The organism is Microbacterium sp. ABR10, from assembly GCF_057812175.1.
The window spans coordinates 2128068-2143400 of record NZ_CM173821.1; the positions used below are offsets into that span (position 1 = coordinate 2128068).

The window sequence follows — 15333 nt, forward strand, 5'->3', positions numbered from 1 at the left end:
GTCAGCGCCTGAAGAACTCCCCCTCTGTCATGGGCCTGAGAGTTTCGCCCGCGGCGTCGTACGAGACGCGGGCTTTCACCGTCGGCGGATCCGGCGCAGTGCACCCGGATCACTTTCCAGAGTGGCCCGATCGACGCGGTACGCGTACCTGAGAGATTGGCGGGGAGGCTTGCTCCTTCGGTGCCCGGCTGCGTGCGCCGGAGCTCTCCCGCATCGATCATGGGGCCGGTGTGGACTTGTGGGGTCAGCTTATCGGAGTGGGGTGCGGGGTACAGCCCCGGTGATGTCCGGAAGTGAGTGAGGTCGTGCGCTCAATACGTGTCGCCACGCCAGATGTCCTCGGGGAGGCGGATACACGGAGAAAATGACGACACATGGACCTCTTCGCGACCAGGGTCGTATCGGACGATCCAAGACGAGAGATGGAGACCCGAGATCTCCACGATCGAGTCCCCGTCGCTGTCCCATCTGGCAATGGCCATGTCCTCTGCGTCCGTGTACCGCTGTTCTATGGGATCGAGTAGTCGCTGCGCCGAAGCGCCAGCCTGCACACGGACGGTGAGTCCGCCCGCCCACTGTTCGCCGCCGTCTCGCGAGCAGGCGAGGAAAGATCCCGTCTCGTTCTGATGAATGGCGACAACAAGATCGTCCGGTAGTGCTTCGGCGATATCACGCTCGACTGACTGAGTGCGAACTTTGGCTTCCGGCAATGCCAGATCCGGATCGATGTCGTTCCCTCCCAGAGCGCATCCGGAGAGAGTCGCCAGGAGAAACGCCACTACAGGAATGAACCGACTGACCTTCACTTCTTGTCCTCCAAAAGTGCATCGCGAATGTCGTCCAGCGCGAGACGGTTCTCTGGTCGGCTAGACACGATTAGCTGGTGGTTCTCGAACGGAGCGGAGGAGACCTTCAGGGATGGGCCGTCTGGATCCAAAAACGGAGCAAGCTCGCCGCCGAGGGGGATCGAGTAATCGCCCGGCCGGTCGTAGATGCGTATCTCGAAGCCAGGCACCACATCAGGATTCCGACCATCCCCCACCCACCCCAGATCTTGCGCCATCGACAGGAAGTCGGTGTAGCTCCAGTGGAAGTACGTCGTGTGCGGACGCGCACTCCACCCTTCCGGAACCCACGCCCCGGCGAAAGAGTGCACCGAGTCGTAGTGCGTACCGGCAAGCTCCGAACTCGTCACCGGAACGAGCCCCCAACTGTAGCCAGCCCCGATCTGGCGCGCGGCGGCGATATCGGAGTCGGTCCGCATCTCGGTCACGAATCGTGTGAGATCTTCGCCCGCCGGGAGAGCCCGAGCCTGATCGTTGGCCTCGTCTATCCCGACCGACTGGTCAGCAAGACCCGCACGCTCGTCGTCGCCGGGAAAGTCGGTGCCCTTCCAGACGAAAGCAACGACCCGCTCGTCCTGTTCGGTCATCCAGAGTGCGAGGTCCTGGGCCTCACCCCCATAGAAGCTCCGCACCGACGTGAACGTCCCCGGCACGTACGTCAGCACCCGCTGTGTTCCTGGACCCGGCGTCCCGATCATCTCGGCGATGCGGTTCTCCTCCGGTTGGTAGAGCACAAGCTGCACGTCTCCGGCCACGATGCGGTCCAGGTAGCCGCGTTCGGCGGTGAGGCGGTCGAGCGCACTCTGCCGCTCCGCTCGCAAGGTCGCCATCGCGCCCTCCTTCAAGAGCGATTCGTAATGCGCGATGTCCCTGTCGACGAGCACGATCCGATCACGCGCCACGACGCGGTTCGCCGCGACGCGGGCAAGCGGCGGCACGCCTCCGAGCGCCCCCATCGCCTCGGGAGCTCCATTGATCAGCGCCGTCTGCCGCCCGGGCGGCAGCGCGTCCCACCAGGCCTTCACCGTCTCCGGTGCGGGGGGACGCCGACGGAGCCGCTCCACCCAGTCGGGATGATCGGCGAGGATCTGCCTCATCCGTCCGGCTCCGCCTCGGGCGATCTCGACCAGCGGTGCGAGCATCGTCTCGACGGCTACCGCTTCGGTACGCATCTGCCGGGTGATCCGCGGTCCGATCGGCGGCGATCCCGCTCCGGTCGCCGCGAGGGGCAGCGGGGGCGGCTCGGCGATCCCGGCGAGGTCGCGGCACGTGTCGTCGATGACGGCGGCGACGTCGGACCGCAGGCGGGAGATGGCCGACTCGACGTCGGCGTGACCTGGCGCCGGGCCCCCCGTCGCCAGAGCGGTTGCAGCAGCTTCGTCGACGAGCAGAGAACGCCTCCATTCGAGAATCGCGAGCGCGTCGGCGAGTTCACCCAGCACCGCACCCACTCGCGCAAATGCCTCACTCGTCTGCCTCCCGCCCGCCGACAGGCTGTTCATCCTCTCCGTGAGCTCCGCGGCCTCGGGAGCGTCATAGAGCGCAGCCAGGTCACGCCACTCCGAGACGACCTCGTAGGCCGTCGATGCGACCGCGGCCGCGCGATCGCGCAGGCGATGGGCAGCATGCTCCAGCTCGTCGGAGCGAGCGGGTAGGGACGGTACGTCCACGCTCTGTTGACTCACGAGACCGTCCAGCGTCCGTGCCCGCGCGAATCAGCGGCGCGATCGGTGTCGACGGCCATTGCGGCATCCGCTCGGCAGTATTCGACGACAGCGCGCTCAGCAGCCCACAGAACCGCTCCCCCGTGCTCCGCCAGCGCCGTCGCGCGCTCCACCCAGGGGTCTACCGCTCTAGCGAAGGCGCGAGCAAGATCCGGCGCGAGAGCCACGGCATCCCGCATGTCGTCCGCGACGAACATCACGCCGAAAACAACCTCGGCGAGGGAGTCGAGACGCCGTGCCGTCCGCGCCGCCAGGTCGAGGAAGCCGTTCACGTCGATCGCGTATCGGTCAGCCATGCGGCGACCTTAGAGAAATGCGTCCGACGGCCTCGAAAGTTCTCCACAGGCTGCGCGGGGTGAACCCTCGTGCCGTCCGCGCCCCGGCCACGCGGCTCAGGCCCACATCGCTGAGCGCGCGGCGGCCGCGCTCAGTCCCCGCGGCTGTCCCCGCCGTCCGGTTCACCGGGCAGACCGGGCAGACGCACTCCCATTGCGGGGCGCTCGGCTGCCGGGTTCAGCCCCGCGTGCAGCTCCCGGATGCCACCGGCACCGTCAGCGCGTCGATCTGCGCCATGACCGGCCCGAGCTCGACCGGCGTCATGGCGTACCCGACGTTGTCGTCGGTGTCGGAGCGGGCGAACACGATCCCGCCGACCTCACCACCCGTGGTGAGAAGCGGTCCGCCGGAGTTGCCGGGGCGGACGATCGCGGCGAGCGCGTAGATGTCGCGCGGCGACGATGACCCGTCGTAGATGTCGGGGACGGGAACCGTTCCCTCCGATAGCACCTGGGCGCTGCCTGAGGTGAAGGGTCCTCCACCGGGGTATCCCTGCACCACGGCCGAAGAGCCGACGTCGAGCGTCGATACGACCGGGAGGGCCGCGGCATCCAGACCATCGACGGCGACCACGGCGATGTCGTCGATGGGGTCGAAGTACACGACGCGTCCTTCGCGGGCAGGGCGTCCGGGAAGCTCCACGACCGGGGTGTCGACACCGGCGACCACGTGGGCATTCGTCATCATGCGGTCGGCGGCCACGACGAACCCCGACCCGCTCGATGTCACACCGCACGCGTACGCGGTGCCCGAGATGCGGGCGACCGACTGCGCCGCCTGAGTCAGGGCCGGATCGTCGAGCGCGACCGCGGGGGCGCTCGGCACGGGGCCGATCTGGATGAGCTGCCCCAGGCGAGGGATGCCCTCGGCGAAGACGGTCCCGCGAAGCTCGGCGAGCGCGCCGCGTACCGGCGCCGGAGTCAGGTCGTCGATCGTTCGCACGACGGTCGAGGAACCGAGCGCTGCCGACACGACCGGCACCCCCACCGGCGTCAGCGACCCGGCGGCGAACGAGATGGCGAGCGCCGCGGCGGCGACGTTTACCACTCCACCGAGGAGACGTTCGGGCACCCGGAGCTTGATGCGATCGGCACCTCGACGGATGAAGCCGCCCACGGCGGTGCCGAGACCCGACCCGATGAGCAGGAGCAGGATGCCGGCGAGGATCATCGCCGGCCCGCGCCAGGACGGCGAGGTGACCCACTGCCCCACGAACGGCGTCGCCCAGTACGCGGCCACGGCGCCGACGGCGAGACCGGCGAAGAAGCCGATGGTCGCGAGGAATCCCCGTGCCAGGCCCGTGATGAGCGCGATCACCAGCAGGGCGATCAGAACGATGTCGATGATCGGCATCCGACCTCCCCAATCCGACTTCTACGCTAGGCCGCGCGTCTGAGAGAACCCTTTCGACGCGACCGGGGCTAGTGAAGTCCCCGACTCCGACGCCGCGTCGGGCTGACGCTCGGGCTTGGGGCGGGTTTGGCAAGTTGGGGCCGGGCGGATCGCGCCCCGAACGCGCGAATAGCGCCCCACACGCGGGGAAGCCCCCGCGTACCCCGCCGACCCCGCCCCGTCGAGGTCCGGGGCGCGATTCGTGCAGTGGGGCGGACGTCCCCCGCCCCGGTGCACATATCGTGCCCCGACCGCCCACCCCAGCTCGCAGGCCCTCCATCCCGCTGCAGTTCGGGGCACATTCTGGGTACGGGGGCGGACGCCACCCGCCCCAATGTGCAGGTCGCGCCCCACCCGCCCGCGCCACCCCACAACCCGCCCGCCCCGCTCAGACCGCCCAGGGCCCCACCCCCGACTCCCACGCTGCAACGCTGATTCGCCCTTCGGGTCGAGATGACACTAAGATCGGACGCGGAGATATGGTCACCATGACAAGAACCCCCGCCCCCGAGACCCGTGATGCCGACGTGCGCGTCGCGGTGTCGACCGTGATCTTCAGCGTGCGCCGCGACGAGCACGACGAACCGGTGCTCTCACTCCCCCTCGTCCGCCGCACCCGCGACCCCTTCGCCGGCAGGTGGGCGCTGCCCGGCGGCTGGCTCGACGCGGCCGAGGGGCTCGACGTCGCGGCATCCCGAACCCTTGCTGAGACCACCGGACTGACGCCGAGCTATCTCGAGCAGCTCTACGCCTTCGGAGCCGTCGACCGCTCTCCCACGCGCGTCGTGTCGATCGTCTACTGGGCGCTGCTGCGCTCAGACGAAGTCGACGCACAGGTCGCCGCTCACGCGCGGGGCGGAGACGCCCCCGAGAACGTCGAGTGGTTCGACGCCACCGACCTGCCGCCCCTGGCCTTCGACCACGACGACATCGTCGAGTACACGCTGTGGCGCCTGCGCAACAAGGTCGGCTACAGCCGCATCGCACACGGTCTGCTGCCCGACGAGTTCACGCTGGCCGACCTCCGCGAGGTCAACGAGACGATCCTCGGCAAGCGTCTCGACCCGGCGAACTTCCGCCGCCAGGTCGACACGTCCGACACCCTCATCCCCACCGAGCGCTTCCGCACCGGAAGCCACCGCCCCGCCCGTCTGTACCGCTACAACCGCGATGTGGAGCTCGCCGACCGCGGCCCGCTCCCCACCCGTCACTGATCGGAACGCCCATGGCCGCCACACACCTCACCCTGCAGCCCCGCCCCGCGATCGACCCGAGCGTCGATCACGCGATCCAGGCGATCGTCTCCGGCGCGTCGATCGACGCCACGTGCACCACCGACCTCGCCGTCGGCCCGTGGGACTTCGACACGCGCCCCGGGTACGGCCCCGGCTCGTCGATGGGCGACGTCATCCCCACGGGTGCGCCGCGCCAGGGAGAGCTGCCGCAGCGGTACCGCGACGCGTCCGACGACGAGCTCCATGCGCGGATCCGTGCGGCGAAACAGACGCTCGGCGACCGCGTCGTCGTGCTCGGGCACTTCTACCAGCGCGAAGAGGTGGTGCGGCACGCCGATTACGTCGGCGACTCGTTCCAGCTCGCCAATGCGGCACTCGAGCACCCCGAGGCCGAGGCGATCGTCTTCTGCGGCGTGCACTTCATGGCAGAGACCGCCGACCTGCTGTCGACATCCGAGCAGGCCGTCATCCTGCCGAACCTCGCCGCCGGGTGCTCGATGGCCGACATGGCCGACATCGATCAGGTGGAGGAGTGCTGGGAGCAGCTCGAAGACGTGCTCGGCGACCTCGACACCCCGGATGCCGACGGCCTCGTACCCGTCATCCCGGTGACGTACATGAACTCCTCCGCCGCCATCAAAGGCTTCGTGGGCCGACACGGCGGCATCGTCTGCACCTCCTCCAACGCCCGGACGGTGCTCGAGTGGGCGTTCGCGCGCGGGCGTCGCGTGCTGTTCTTCCCCGACCAGCACTTGGGCCGCAACACCGCCAAGGCGATGGGCGTGCCGCTCGAGCAGATGCCGATGTGGAACCCGCGAAAGGCCCTCGGCGGCTCGACCGCCGAGCAGGTGCAGGACAGCCGCGTCATCCTCTGGCACGGATTCTGCTCGGTGCACCGCCGGTTCACCGTCGACCAGATCGATAAGGCGCGTGCCGAGCACCCCGGCGTCCGCGTGATCGTGCACCCCGAGTGCCCCATGGACGTGGTGGATGCCGCTGACGAAGCGGGGTCCACCGACCTCATCCGCAAGGCGATCGCCTCAGCGATCGAACCCACGACCTTCGCGATCGGCACCGAGGTCAACCTCGTGCAGCGCCTGGCGGCCCAGTACCCGCAGCACGAGATCTTCTGCCTCGACCCCGTGGTCTGCCCCTGCTCGACGATGTACCGTATCCACCCCGGCTACCTCGCATGGGTCCTGGAGTCGCTCGTCGCGGGCGAGATCGTCAACCGCATCACGGTCCCGGGCGACGTCGCCGCCCCCGCCACGCTCGCCCTCGAACGCATGCTCGCGGCCAAGCCCAGCGGTGCGGTGAAATGACCGCCGTCGTCGTGGTGGGCAGCGGCATCGCCGGCCTCACGGCGGCGTTGCACGCGGCGGAGAACGGATGCCGCGTCACGATCGTGACGAAGGGCGAGCTGTCCGAGACGAACACGCGCTGGGCGCAGGGCGGCGTGGCCGCCGTCACCCACCCCGCCGACAGTGTCGCCTCGCACGCGGCCGACACGCGAACCGCCGGCGCGGGTCTGAACGATCCCGCCGCGGTGGACGTGCTGGTCGGTGAGGGCCCCGCGCTCATCGCCGAACTCGTGGCGCGCGGCGTCGACTTCGACCGCACGCCCGACGGCGACTTCGCCCGCGGGCTCGAGGCGGCGCACGCGATGCCGCGGGTGCTGCACGCCGGCGGTGACGCGACCGGGGCAGAGATCCAGGCGGCGCTCGGCGCCGCCGTACGTTCCGCCGGACTAGGTGTGCGCGAGCAGGCGCTGTTGCGCGACCTCGTGCTGCGCGGCGGGCGCGTCGTCGGCGTCGAGCTCGACGGCGGCGAGCGCATCGACGCCGACGCGGTGATCCTCGCGACGGGCGGCGCGGGCCAGCTCTACGCGCACACCACCAACCCTCTCGGCGCGACCGGCGACGGAATAGCGGCCGCCCTGCGCGCGGGGGCTGAGGTCGCCGACCTCGAGTTCGTGCAGTTCCACCCCACGGCCCTCGCCGCGGGCGCGCCCTTCCTCGTCTCCGAGGCCGTGCGCGGGGAGGGCGCGACCCTCATCGACGATGCCGGACGCCGCTTCTGCTTCGACGCCCACCCCGACGGCGAGCTCGCGCCGCGCGATGTCGTCGCCCGTGCGAACGCCCGCGCGATGGCCGCCCAGAACGGCCGCCCGGTGCGTCTGGATGCCACGGCGCTGGGAGCCGAGCGTCTCGCGCAGCGCTTCCCCACCATCGACGCCGCCGTGCGCGAGCGGGGTCTGGACTGGGCCGTGGATCCGATACCGGTCACCCCCGCGGCGCACTACCTGATGGGCGGCATCGTGACCGACCTCGACGGGCGCACGACGGTACCGGGGCTGTACGCGGTGGGCGAGGCGGCCCGCACGGGCGTGCACGGTGCGAACCGCCTGGCATCCAATTCGCTGCTCGAGGGGGCCGTTTTCGGTGCACGCGCGGGGGATGCCGTGGCTCGGGGCCTCGAGTGGCCGGCTCCTCCGCCAGCGGGGCCCGAAGCCGCCGGGCCGCCGCCGAAGCCGCGCCCGTCCGCGGGTGCCCCGCCCTTCTCGCGCACCGAGCTGCAGCGGGTGATGTGGGCAGAGGCCGGCCTCGTCCGCGCCGCCGCCGGTCTGGAACGTGCGGCCGGCATCCTCGCCGCGTGGAGCGCCGACCCCTCTCCGCGGTCGGTCGAAGACGCCAATCTGCTCCTCGTCGCCCGCCACGTCGTCGCCGCCGCCCGGGCGCGCACCGGATCGGTCGGGGCGCACTACCGGTCGGATGCCCCGGATGCCGGGATCCCGGTCCTCCTCGCCACGGGTGACACGACGATGAGGGAGGCAGCCCGCGCCGTGGGTGCGACCGGCGCGGCCGTCTCGACGCCCCACCGCGCCCGCTCGTCCGCCGCCGCGCGCGACGACGCGGCATCCGCTCCCCTCACCCAGGAGGTCCTCGCATGCTGACCCGTACCGCCATCGATCGCGTCGTCTCGGCCGCCCTCGAAGAAGATGCACCCTGGGGCGACCTCACCAGCGACACGCTCATCCCCGCCGATGCGACCGCGCGAGCAGCGCTCGTCGCGCGCGTCGACGGGGTCTTCTCCGGCGCCGCCGTGTTCGCTGCGGCCTTCACGCTCACCGATTCGTCCGTCGTGATCGAGCAGCGGGTCGCCGACGGGCAGCACTTCTCGTCGGGCGACACGCTCGCGGTGGTCACCGGTCCCGCGCGAGCGGTGCTGACCGCCGAGCGGATCGGTCTCAACTTCGTGCAGCGCATGTCGGGGATCGCAACGCTGACCAGCCGGTACGTGGCCGAGGTCGCGCACACGGGCGCCCGCATCGTCGACACCCGCAAGACCACTCCGGGCCTGCGTGCGATCGAGCGTCAGGCGGTACGCGACGGCGGCGGCCACAACCATCGCTTCTCACTCTCGGACGCCGTGATGGCGAAAGACAACCACCTCGCCGTGCTGACGGCGAACGGGATGTCGGTGACACAGGCTCTCGAGAGCGCGATCGCCCGGCTCCCGCACACCACGCACGTCGAGGTGGAGGTGGATCGTCTCGACCAGATCGACGCGGTGCTCGCCGCGGGCGTGGGCACGATCATGCTCGACAACTTCTCGCTCGACGACCTGCGGGTGGGGGTCGCCCGCATCGCCGGAGCCGCCCAGATCGAAGCCTCGGGCGGAGTGACCCTCGAAACCGTGCGCGCGATCGCCGAGACCGGGGTCGACGTCATCTCGGTCGGCGCCCTCACCCACTCGGCTCCGTCTCTGGATCTGGGTCTGGACATCCGCATCGAGACGGCGTGACGCTCTACCTCGACAACGCCGCGACCACCCCCGTGCGCCCGGAGGTGCTCGAGGCGATGGCTCCCTACCTCACGCGGTTCTTCGGCAACCCGTCGAGCCAGCACGAGGTGGGCGGGGCCGCGGCGTCCGCGCTCGACGATGCCCGCCGCCGCGTCGCCGCCGTGCTCGGCATGCGCGCCGGCGATGTCATGTTCACCTCCGGCGGCACCGAGTCGAACAACGCCGCGATCAAGGGCCTCGTTCTGGGATCCGGGCGCCGACACCTCGTCACGACCGCGATCGAGCACGAATCGGTGCTCGCCTCGGCCGATTACCTCGCGCGCCTGCACGGGGTCGAGGTCACCCACGCGCCGGTCGACGCGACGGGCATCCTCACGCCCGAGGTCCTGGACGCAGCGCTCCGCGATGATACGGCGTTGGTCAGCATCGGTTACGCCAACAACGAGGTCGGCACGATCCAGGATGCCGCCGCCCTCACGGCCGTCGCCCACGCCCGCGGCGTGCCGCTGCACCTCGACGCCGTCCAAGCCGCCGGGTGGCTGCCCCTCGCCGGGCTCGGAGCGGATGCCGTGACCGTGGCCGGTCACAAGATCGCGGCCCCCAAGGGCACCGGCATCCTGGCCGTCCGGGGCCGGCTGCCGTTCGAGCCGCTCCTGCACGGCGGCGGACAGGAGCGCGGGCGCCGCTCGGGCACTCCCGACGTCGCCGGAGCGGTGGCCATCGCCCGAGCGCTCGAACTCGCGGAGGCGGAGCGTCTCGACGAGGTCGCGAGGCTGTCGGCTCTCCGCGACGCCTTCATCGCCCGGGTGCTCGCCCTCGTTCCCGGCGCCCGGCTGACCGGACACCCCGCCCGGCGGTTGCCGGGTACGGCGAGTTTCGTCTTCCCGGGCACCAACGGCGAGACGGTGCTGCTCGAGCTCGAGCGCCGCGGGATCGTCTCCTCCAGCGGATCCGCGTGCGCCGCCGGCAGCGACGAGGCCTCGCACGTGCTCACGGCGCTCGGCGTTGCACACGACGACGCACGGACCGCCGTGCGCTTCACTCTGCCGCACGCGCTCACGACATCCTTGGAAGCGGTGGCCGATGCGGTCGCCGATGCTGTTTCGGCCATAGGATCGCGCGGGTGAGCTCCCGCGCCGTCACCGTCATCGTTCCCGGCTTCGACGTCGCCGCGTACGCCGCGGAGGCGCTCGACTCCCTGCGCGCGCAGACCCACGATCACTGGACCGCCGTCCTGGTCGACGATGCCTCCACCGACGACACGACCCGCATCTTCGCCGACGCCGCCGCCACCGACCCGCGGTTCCGTTTCGTCCGACACGACCGGCAGCGCGGCCTCGGCGCTGCGCGCAACACCGGACTCACCCTCGTCGACACCCCGTACACGGCATTCCTCGACGCTGACGACCGGATGCTGCCCGACGCGCTGACGCGCCTCACCGACACCCTCGAACGCACGGGCAGCGATTTCGTCGTGGGCGCATACGTTCGTCTGCGACCGGATGCCGAGGGCCACGGCTACACGGCCGGCGACGTGCAGCCGTGGGTCGCCGCGGCCACCGACCCGACGCGGGAGGGGACGACCCTCGCGGCCCATCCCGCGGCATCCGGGAACATCGTCGCGTGGTCGAAGGTCAGCCGCACGGTCTTCTGGCGCACGCACGACCTGCGTTTCCCCGAGGGGCGCTACTACGAGGATCAAGTGCTCGCGCAGCGCATGTACACGCTCGCCGAGACGTTCGACGTGATGCCCGATGTGGTCGTCGAGTGGCGGCAGCGCCGTGACGGCGGCTCGATCACCCAGCGCCTCGGCGAGCTCGACGTGCTGCGCGATTACCTCGACGCACTCGGCGAGGGCATCGCCCTGCTCCGGGCAGCCGGGGCCGACGCGGCGGTGCGGGAACGCGCGTCGCTCATCCGTACGCTCGACCTTCCCCCGCTGCTGCGCATCGGCGAGACGCACGCCGACCCGGCGTACCGGGTGGCGCTGGAGGCGTTCGTGGAGACGCTGCCGGCCTGAGCCGGCCCGGCAGGCGAGGCGGGAGAGCCCATCGGAGCCACTGTCATCCGCACGCCCAGACCCTCCACGGGCTCGGTGTCGTCGCTCTGCGCCAGGATGCTGCCGGCGCAAGCGAGGCGACCGAGCCCGACTCAGCCTCGTGCCCGTGCCAGTCGGGCGCTAGGCCGGCGGCTCATCGGCGCGGCGGGCGGGCAGCGCGGCGTGTGCGAGACCCGCTGCATCCTGCTGCTCCTCCGCGAGCACGAAAGAGGCGGCGAGTTGCTCGGCCGCGAGGCTCGCGTAGAGGCCGCCCGCGGCGAGCAACTCGCTGTGCGTGCCCGACTCGACGATGCGTCCGGCGTCGACGACGTGGATGCGGTCGGCACCGATCACCGTCGACAGTCGGTGCGCGATCGACAGCGTCGTGCGTCCGTGCGAGGCGGTCTCGAGAGCTTCCTGCACGATGCGTTCCGACACGGTGTCGAGGGCGCTCGTCGCCTCGTCGAGCAGGAGCACCGGCGGGTCCTTCAGCAGCACGCGCGCGATGGCGATGCGCTGCTTCTCGCCGCCCGACAGGCGGTACCCGCGCTCACCGACGACGGTGTCGTAGCCAGCCTCGAACGACGCGATCACGTGGTGGATGTTCGCGGCGCGGCAGGCGGCCACGATCTCGTCGTCGGTCGCATCCGGTCGCGCATAGCGCAGGTTCTCGCGCACGGTGGCGTGGAAGAGATATGTCTCTTGCGAAACGATGCCGATCTCGTCGACGATCGAAGCACGGTCGAGGGTACGCACGTCGGCGCCCGAGAACATCACCGCGCCGCCGGACGCCTCGTACATGCGCGGCGTCAGGTAGAGGATGGTCGTCTTACCCGCGCCCGACGGCCCGACGAACGCGACGTGCTGCCCGGGCTCGACCGTGAACGACACCGCGTCGAGCGTGGGACGCGTGTGCGCCGGAGCGTCGGGATAGCGGAACTCCACATCACGGAACTCGATGCGGCCCAGCGGTCCGGGTGCCGCCGACACGGGGGGCGCGTCGGGCACATCGACGATCGCCGGCTTCAGGTCGAGGTACTCGAAGATGCGGGCGAACAGCGCCGACGAAGTCTGCACGTCGAGCGCGACGCGCATGAGCCCCAAGAGCGGCATGAGCAGGCGCGCCTGCACCGTGGTGAAGGCGACGATCGTACCCGCAGTGATCGCCCCGGCACCCCCGCCGATGAGGTAGCCGGAGACAAGGTAGATGATCGCCGGCACGCTCGACATGATCACCTGGACGACGGCGAAGAAGCCCTGACCGCTCATCGCCCGACGCACCTGCAGATGCACCTGGTTGTCGTTCTCGGCATCGAAACGCGCCGATTCGGTCCGCTGGCGGTTGAAGGACTTCGACAGCAGGATTCCCGACACACTCAGCGTCTCTTGCGTGATGGCCGAGAGCTCCGACAGGCTCTCTTGCGTCTCGCCCGCGATGCGCGCCCGCACCTGGCCGACCCGCCGCTGCACGAAGATCAGGAACGGCATGAGGGCGACGGCGATCAAGGTCAGCCGCCAGTCGATCAGGATCATCGCGACCAGCGATGCGATCACGGTCACGGCGTTGCCCAGGATGCTGGTGACGGTGTTCGTGAGAACGCCCGAGACACCGCCGACGTCGTTCTGGAGACGCGATTGGATGACACCCGTCTTCGTGCGCGTGAAGAAGCCGAGCTCCATCGACTGGAGGTGGTCGAACAGACGCGTGCGCAGATCACCCGTGACGCGGTTGCCCACCGTGGCCGTGAGCCAGGTCTGCCCGACGTTCAGCCCGGCCGAGAGCAGGAAGAGCACGATCATCACGCTGACGAGCTCTGCCAGCAACCCGAGGTCGGGGCTCGATCCATCGACCGGGAACAGCGCGTCGTCGAAGATCCGCTGCACGAGCAGCGGCGGGATGACGGCCACAGCGGCGCCCACCACGACGAGAACGGCGGTGAAGGCGATCCGCCACCGGTAGGGCCGGAACAGCTCGACGACGCGGCGGCCCAGGTCGGCGACGCGCGGCGCCTGGGCGTTCCGACGGCGCTGCATGTCGGCGTCGACGCCGCGGAACATGCTTCCGCCCACACCACCCGGGTTCATGCGGGCCAGCCTACGTCCGACCGCCGACACCGGCTCCGCCTGACCGATGTCGGAGGTGCCCGCTAGACTCGGGCCTCGCCCTATGCGGCATCCCTCCCCCAGGTTTTTCTCTCGACGTCGGAATATCTCGGCGTCCGGCTCCGTTGTCGCTCATCGCAGTCACCCCCGTGGCGCCACGAAGCCCCCGTACGAATAGGACCTCGTCATGGCCGCCACCGGCACCGTATCCTCCGCTCCGCCTCAGACTTCCTCGGGCGTCACGGCCGAGCAGAGCCGCGTCATCTGGCTGCTGCTCACCGCCGCCTTCGTCGCGATCCTGAACGAGACGACGATGAACGTCGCGATTCCGTTCCTGATCCGCGACCTCGGCATCACCGCCGTCGCCGCCCAGTGGCTGACCACCGCGTTCATGCTGACTATGGCCGTCGTCATCCCGATCACCGGATTCCTTCTCCAGCGCTTCACCACGCGCCAAGTGTTCGTCACCGCGATGTCGCTGTTCTCGGCGGGCACCCTGGTCGCCTTCCTCGCCCCCGGATTCGAAGTGCTCGTCGTGGCCCGCGTCATCCAGGCATCCGGTACCGCGATCATGATGCCGCTGCTGATGACGACGATCATGACGATCGTGCCGCCCGCCCAGCGCGGCCGCATGATGGGTCGCGTCAGCATCGTCATGGCACTCGCGCCCGCCATCGGCCCGACCATGTCGGGACTCGTCCTCCAGTCGCTGGGCTGGCACTGGATCTTCGGCATCGTGCTGCCCATCGCCCTCGTGGCGCTCTTCGTCGGTGCGCGGTGGATCCACAATCTCGGCGAGACCCGCAACGCCCCCATCGACGTGACCAGCGTCATCCTCTCGGCGTTCGGCTTCGGTGGTCTCGTGTTCGGCCTCAGCCAGATCGGCGGCGGACACGGCGGTGACGCCGGAGCCGCCGATGCGTCGGTCATCACCCTGGTCGTGTCGCTGGCCATCGGCATCATCGGCCTCGCCTCGTTCGTCTGGCGACAGTTGCGTCTGCAGCGCACCGACTCGGCGCTGCTCGACCTGCGTGTCTTCCGCTCCCGCAACTTCACCCTGTCGGTGGCCCAGTTGGGCGTGATGTCACTGGCCTTCTTCGGCGCGATCACGCTGTTGCCGCTGTACCTGCAGACGGTTCTCGAGAAAACACCGCTCGAGACCGGACTCGCCGTGCTGCCGGGTTCGCTCGCGATGGGTCTCGCCGGCCCCGTGATCGGCCGTATCTACGACCGGTTCGGCACGCAGATCCTGCTGGTCCCCGGCGCGATCATCGTCAGCGCGACCCTGTGGTTCTACACGACCCTCGGAACCGACACGTCGTTCCCGCTCCTCATCGTCGTGCAGACGGTGATGATGCTCGGTCTCGCCCTGTCGTTCACGCCGCTGTTCACGGCGTCCCTCGGCTCGCTCGAGCCCCGGTTCTATTCGTACGGTTCGGCCATCGTCGGCACCGTGCAGCAGGTCGCAGGAGCTGCGGGCATCGCACTGCTCGTCACGATCATGTCGTCGGTGTCGGCCTCGACGGGCACGGGACTCGAAGCGGATGCCGCCGGCACGCGCATGGCGTTCCTGATCGCGGCGATCATCTCGCTGCCGCTCATCGTCGGCGCGTTCCTCATCCGCAAGCCCGCCGACCAGCTCGAGGGGGCAGCACCGCTGACGCACTGACGCGGGCGGCGCGGAAGCTCACCGCCGGCGCACTGACGCGTGCGACATGGGAGAACCATCGCCGGCGCTCTCACGCGGGCGGCACGGGGTCGTCCAGACGCGGCCGACGCGGCGTCATCGCAGCCTGACGTAACGCCTCGGGCCGGCCGGTCCCGTCCGCGGTTTCACGGTTCAGCGACCGCCTTCA

General features: G+C 70.1%; 12 protein-coding genes and 2 riboswitches. Of the genes, 7 read left to right on the forward strand and 5 right to left on the reverse strand.

What is annotated here, in order from left to right:
• Positions 1 to 14 precede the first annotated feature (14 nt).
• A riboswitch (glycine riboswitch) is annotated at positions 15 to 126 on the reverse strand.
• Positions 127 to 221: riboswitch (glycine riboswitch) on the reverse strand. It lies immediately after the preceding riboswitch.
• 90 nt (positions 222 to 311) lie between these two features.
• The 4 genes from ACXKZF_RS09880 to ACXKZF_RS09895 form a co-directional block, all read right to left on the reverse strand.
• The gene (locus ACXKZF_RS09880; RefSeq protein ID WP_488984095.1) at positions 312 to 779 is read right to left on the reverse strand and encodes a hypothetical protein; all 468 of its coding nucleotides are present in this window, start codon (positions 777 to 779) and stop codon (positions 312 to 314) included.
• Positions 780 to 802: 23 nt separating this feature from the next.
• Positions 803 to 2515 carry a hypothetical protein gene (locus ACXKZF_RS09885; protein ID WP_488984096.1) on the reverse strand — a complete coding sequence of 571 codons (1713 nt, stop codon included), beginning with the start codon at positions 2513 to 2515 and terminating at the stop codon, positions 803 to 805.
• An 11-nt stretch (positions 2516 to 2526) separates the two neighbouring features.
• Positions 2527 to 2865, reverse strand: a complete 339-nt coding sequence (locus ACXKZF_RS09890; protein WP_488984097.1) for a hypothetical protein — start codon at positions 2863 to 2865, stop codon at positions 2527 to 2529.
• A gap of 217 nt (positions 2866 to 3082) precedes the next feature.
• Positions 3083 to 4258, reverse strand: coding sequence for a MarP family serine protease (locus ACXKZF_RS09895; RefSeq protein ID WP_488984098.1), 1176 nt, complete (start codon positions 4256 to 4258; stop codon positions 3083 to 3085).
• Between the two features lie 527 nt (positions 4259 to 4785).
• Between ACXKZF_RS09895 and ACXKZF_RS09900 the strand changes: the two genes are divergently transcribed.
• The 6 genes from ACXKZF_RS09900 to ACXKZF_RS09925 are packed head-to-tail and all read left to right on the forward strand — an operon-like array spanning position 4786 to position 11356.
• On the forward strand, positions 4786 to 5511 hold the full coding sequence (locus tag ACXKZF_RS09900; protein WP_243223238.1) for an NUDIX hydrolase: 726 nt from the start codon (positions 4786 to 4788) through the stop codon (positions 5509 to 5511).
• 11 nt (positions 5512 to 5522) lie between these two features.
• Entirely contained in the window at positions 5523 to 6854 is a 1332-nt protein-coding gene (gene nadA / locus ACXKZF_RS09905; protein ID WP_488984099.1) for a quinolinate synthase NadA, read from the forward strand.
• On the forward strand, positions 6851 to 8485 hold the full coding sequence (gene nadB, locus ACXKZF_RS09910) for an L-aspartate oxidase (RefSeq protein WP_488984100.1): 1635 nt from the start codon (positions 6851 to 6853) through the stop codon (positions 8483 to 8485). The genes nadA and nadB overlap by 4 nt, the downstream gene beginning before the upstream one ends.
• Positions 8479 to 9336: a carboxylating nicotinate-nucleotide diphosphorylase gene (nadC, locus tag ACXKZF_RS09915; RefSeq protein ID WP_488984101.1), complete on the forward strand. Its 858-nt coding sequence runs from the start codon at positions 8479 to 8481 to the stop codon at positions 9334 to 9336. Before nadB ends, nadC begins: the two co-directional genes overlap by 7 nt.
• Positions 9333 to 10463, forward strand: coding sequence for a cysteine desulfurase family protein (locus tag ACXKZF_RS09920; RefSeq protein WP_488984102.1), 1131 nt, complete (start codon positions 9333 to 9335; stop codon positions 10461 to 10463). The genes nadC and ACXKZF_RS09920 overlap by 4 nt, the downstream gene beginning before the upstream one ends.
• The gene (locus ACXKZF_RS09925) at positions 10460 to 11356 is read left to right on the forward strand and encodes a glycosyltransferase family 2 protein (RefSeq protein WP_488984103.1); all 897 of its coding nucleotides are present in this window, start codon (positions 10460 to 10462) and stop codon (positions 11354 to 11356) included. Before ACXKZF_RS09920 ends, ACXKZF_RS09925 begins: the two co-directional genes overlap by 4 nt.
• A 159-nt stretch (positions 11357 to 11515) precedes the next feature.
• Here ACXKZF_RS09925 and ACXKZF_RS09930 read toward each other — a convergent pair whose 3' ends face one another.
• Positions 11516 to 13459: an ABC transporter ATP-binding protein gene (locus ACXKZF_RS09930; protein ID WP_488984104.1), complete on the reverse strand. Its 1944-nt coding sequence runs from the start codon at positions 13457 to 13459 to the stop codon at positions 11516 to 11518.
• Between the two features lie 205 nt (positions 13460 to 13664).
• On the opposite strand from ACXKZF_RS09930, the gene ACXKZF_RS09935 reads away from it, so the two are divergent.
• Positions 13665 to 15146 carry an MDR family MFS transporter gene (locus ACXKZF_RS09935; protein ID WP_488984105.1) on the forward strand — a complete coding sequence of 494 codons (1482 nt, stop codon included), beginning with the start codon at positions 13665 to 13667 and terminating at the stop codon, positions 15144 to 15146.
• The last annotated feature ends 187 nt before the right edge of the window (positions 15147 to 15333 follow it).

Bases quoted from the DNA above. Each gene is read 5' to 3' on its own strand.
- ACXKZF_RS09890 (WP_488984097.1), bottom strand. From the start codon at position 2,865: ATGGCTGACCGATACGCGATCGACGTGAACGGCTTCCTCGACCTGGCG.
- ACXKZF_RS09895 (WP_488984098.1), bottom strand. From the start codon at position 4,258: ATGCCGATCATCGACATCGTTCTGATCGCCCTGCTGGTGATCGCGCTC.
- ACXKZF_RS09900 (WP_243223238.1), top strand. From the start codon at position 4,786: ATGACAAGAACCCCCGCCCCCGAGACCCGTGATGCCGACGTGCGCGTC.
- nadA (WP_488984099.1), top strand. From the start codon at position 5,523: ATGGCCGCCACACACCTCACCCTGCAGCCCCGCCCCGCGATCGACCCG.
- nadB (WP_488984100.1), top strand. From the start codon at position 6,851: ATGACCGCCGTCGTCGTGGTGGGCAGCGGCATCGCCGGCCTCACGGCG.
- nadC (WP_488984101.1), top strand. From the start codon at position 8,479: ATGCTGACCCGTACCGCCATCGATCGCGTCGTCTCGGCCGCCCTCGAA.
- ACXKZF_RS09930 (WP_488984104.1), bottom strand. From the start codon at position 13,459: ATGAACCCGGGTGGTGTGGGCGGAAGCATGTTCCGCGGCGTCGACGCC.
- ACXKZF_RS09935 (WP_488984105.1), top strand. From the start codon at position 13,665: ATGGCCGCCACCGGCACCGTATCCTCCGCTCCGCCTCAGACTTCCTCG.